3 protein-coding genes are annotated in these 2,892 nt (G+C 71.9%); all 3 read right to left on the reverse strand.

Annotation, left to right across the window (positions count from 1 at the left end):
• Positions 1-161: 161 nt before the first annotated feature.
• Genes OXS49_RS33040 through OXS49_RS33050 form a run of 3 tightly spaced genes read right to left on the reverse strand, consistent with a single transcriptional unit; the run spans position 162 to position 2,772 of the window.
• The gene (locus OXS49_RS33040; RefSeq protein WP_267428723.1) at positions 162-1,049 is read right to left on the reverse strand and encodes a 3-keto-5-aminohexanoate cleavage protein; all 888 of its coding nucleotides are present in this window, start codon (positions 1,047-1,049) and stop codon (positions 162-164) included.
• A gap of 17 nt (positions 1,050-1,066) precedes the next feature.
• Positions 1,067-1,825 carry an SDR family oxidoreductase gene (locus tag OXS49_RS33045; protein ID WP_267428724.1) on the reverse strand — a complete coding sequence of 253 codons (759 nt, stop codon included), beginning with the start codon at positions 1,823-1,825 and terminating at the stop codon, positions 1,067-1,069.
• Complete coding sequence (locus tag OXS49_RS33050) at positions 1,822-2,772, reverse strand: 3-hydroxyacyl-CoA dehydrogenase family protein (RefSeq protein WP_267428725.1); 951 nt, start codon at positions 2,770-2,772, stop codon at positions 1,822-1,824. Before OXS49_RS33050 ends, OXS49_RS33045 begins: the two co-directional genes overlap by 4 nt.
• Between the last annotated feature and the right edge of the window lie 120 nt (positions 2,773-2,892).

Genomic DNA, 2,892 nt, shown 5'->3' on the forward strand with positions numbered 1-2,892 from the left:
GCAGGCGGTCGGGCGAGGGGAGCGCGGGTGCAGAATACGCTCCAACCCTCATGAAGGTCGCGCCTTTTCCTGAACCCGCGCTCCCCTCTCCCGACCCCTGCTGACGCAGGGGCCACCCTCCCCCGCAGAGGGGGGAGGGAGATCCGCGGCAGGCGCGCGGGTCATCGCCCCCGCGGCGCCAACCCAAACATCGCCCGCGCCTGATCGGGCGTGGCCGGCTCGCGGTCGATGTGGGCCAGCAGGCTCACCGCCTTCTCGACCAAAGCGGCGTTGCTCGGCGCAAGCCGGCCGCGGGACAGGTACAGGTTGTCCTCCAGACCGACCCGGACGTTGCCGCCCATCCCGGCCGCCACCGCCAGGATCGGGAATTCCGCCGGGCCGATGCCGAAGGCCGACCAGATCGCGTCCTCCGGCAGCCGCGCCCGCATCGCCACCAGCGCCTCGGGTGTCGCCGGGGCGCCCCAGGGAATGCCGAGGCAGATCTGGAACAGGGGCGGGCGTGCCAGATGCCCCTCGGCGATCAGGTGCCGGGCCAGCTCGATCTGGCCGAGATCGAACACCTCGATCTCCGGCTTCACGCCCGCGTCGCGGATCTGCCCCGCCATGGCCCGCAGGTGGGCGGGGGTGTTGAGGAACAGGTGCTCGCCGAAATTCATCGTGGCGACGTCGAGGGTGCAGATCTCCGGGCGCAACGCCGTGACGTGCCGGGTGCGGGCCTCCGGGCCCACGAAGGTCGTGCCGGATCCGGCCACCGAGGGATCCGGATCGCCCGGCACGAACCGGCCCCCCGCCCCCGTGGTCAGGTTGAGGATCACGGCGTCGTTCTTCGCGCGGATCCGCTCCACCACCTCGCGGTAACGGGCGAGTTCCATGCTGGGTGCGGCGGTGGCGGGATCGCGGACGTGGATGTGGACCACCGCGGCCCCGGCGGACGCCGCCTCGAGGGCGGATCGCGCGATGGCGTCCGGGCTCACCGGCACGGCCGGGTTCTTCTTCGGCGTGTCGAAGGAACCCGTGAGGGCGCAGGTGATGACGGTGAGGTTCGACATCCTGGGTATCCCCGAACTCACATCGCCCCGCCATCGACCGTGACGGTCTCGCCGGTGATGTAGGCCGCCCCTGCGGCGAGGAAGAAGATCGTCTCGGCGATATCTTTTGGCCGGGCCATGCGGCGGAGCATCGTGTGCTGCACGGTGGCGGCCTTGCGCGCCTCCGGCCAGGGTTCGGTCCAGGGCGTGGCGACGAGGCCCGGCGCCACCGCGTTGACCCGCACGTCGGGGGCCAGCGCCCGGGCGAGGCTGCGGGTCAGGTTGATCAGCCCGGCCTTGCTGGCCGAATAGGCCACCGACGAGCCCCGCCGCCCGAGCCCCGCCACCGAGGCGGTGTTGACGATGGCGCCCCGGCTGGCCTTCAGCGCCGCCGCCGCGGCCCGGGCGCAGCGGAACGGCCCGAGCAGGTTGGTCGCCAGGATCATGGCCCAAAAGTCCTCGGTCATCGCGTCGAGGTCCTCGAACGCGATGGGCGTGGTGGTGCCCGCCGTGCCGGCATTGTTGATGAGCACGTCGAGGCCGCCGAGCCGGTCGATCCCGGCCGCCACCATCGCCTCGGCGGCCCCGGGCTCGGACACGTCGCCGGGCAGGGCGAAGACGGTGAAACCGTCCCCGGCGAGCCGCTCGGCCTCTCTGGGGCCGCGGGCGTCATCGGGCAGGTGGTTCAGCGCCACCGTGGCGCCGTTGCGCGCAAACATCGCCACCGTCGCGAGCCCGATGCCCGACGAGGCCCCGGTGACGAGGACGCGCCGTCCGGTGAGATCCGCCCCGATCATGTCCCCTCCATCCGGCCGATCCCGGCCATCGCCGCCTTGAGCGCCAGCAGCTTGCGGTCGCGCTCGCGGAACAGGTCTTCCGGCGGGCGCCCGCCCCAGTCGAAATAGCCCTTGCCGGCCATCACCCCGGTCCGGCCCTCGGCGCACAGCGCGTCCAGGGTCTCGGAGCGCGTGCGCGGCGGCGGCGGTGCGTAGCTGGCGTTGGCGAGCGCCCGCTGCGCCAGCTCCAGCCCGGTGAAATCCGCCTTGGCGAGGTGCCCGAGGATCGGGATGCGTAAAGAGAGGCCGTGGATGATCGCGTCGTCGATGTCCTTGGGCGCGGCGACGCCTTCGTCGAGGAGCTGAAAAACCTCGGCGCTGATCGCCTGCTGGATGCGGTTGGCGATGTAGCCGGGGATGAAGCGCTTGAGCACGATCGGGACTTGGCCCAGGCCGCGCACGAGCTCGGCCATGGCGCTGACCACCGCCGGATCGGTGCCGGGTCCCGGCACCACGTCGACGAGATCGACGATGTAGGGCGGCGTGTACCAGTGCAGGATCAGCGCCCGCGCCTGCCGGGCTTCCGGGATCAGCGGGAAGACGTCGAGGTAGCTGGTGTTGCTGGCCAGGATCGTGTCGGCTGCGCAGAGCCGGTCGAGTTCGGAAAAGAGCGCCCGCTTGGCCTCAGGGTTCTCGGTGATCGCCTCGATCACAAGGCCGGCGCCGGCCAGAGCCGGTTCGAACTCGGCCTCGACCCGGACCGCCGTCCTGAGCCTGTCGGCATCCCAGCCCGCCGGGGCGGCGCCCGCCTCCTGCAGGGTCGCGAGCGCCGATCCCATGAGGGCCGGTATGCGCGCGCGGGTCTCGGGCAACGTGTCGGTGATGCGGACCGCGTGCCCGTGGAGCGCCAGCACCAGGGCGATGCCGTGCCCCATCAGTCCGCCGCCGACGATCGCGATCTCGGTCATGCGGCGGGCCCATTCTGCGGGATGTCGGATCGAGACGCTGGCGGACGTACGGAGCGCCGCTCACGGAATTGGTTACGGCGAAGGCTTATCGGTCCCGACCGGCCGCGCCCTCTCCCTCCC

It is taken from the genome of Methylobacterium sp. GC_Met_2 (assembly GCF_026540795.1).
Lineage (GTDB): Bacteria > Pseudomonadota > Alphaproteobacteria > Rhizobiales > Beijerinckiaceae > Methylobacterium.

What these genes read in the sequence shown, in the direction of transcription:
- OXS49_RS33040 (WP_267428723.1), bottom strand. Translation starts at nt 1,049, where the DNA reads ATGTCGAACCTCACCGTCATCACCTGCGCCCTCACGGGTTCCTTCGAC.
- OXS49_RS33045 (WP_267428724.1), bottom strand. Translation starts at nt 1,825, where the DNA reads ATGATCGGGGCGGATCTCACCGGACGGCGCGTCCTCGTCACCGGGGCC.
- OXS49_RS33050 (WP_267428725.1), bottom strand. Translation starts at nt 2,772, where the DNA reads ATGACCGAGATCGCGATCGTCGGCGGCGGACTGATGGGGCACGGCATC.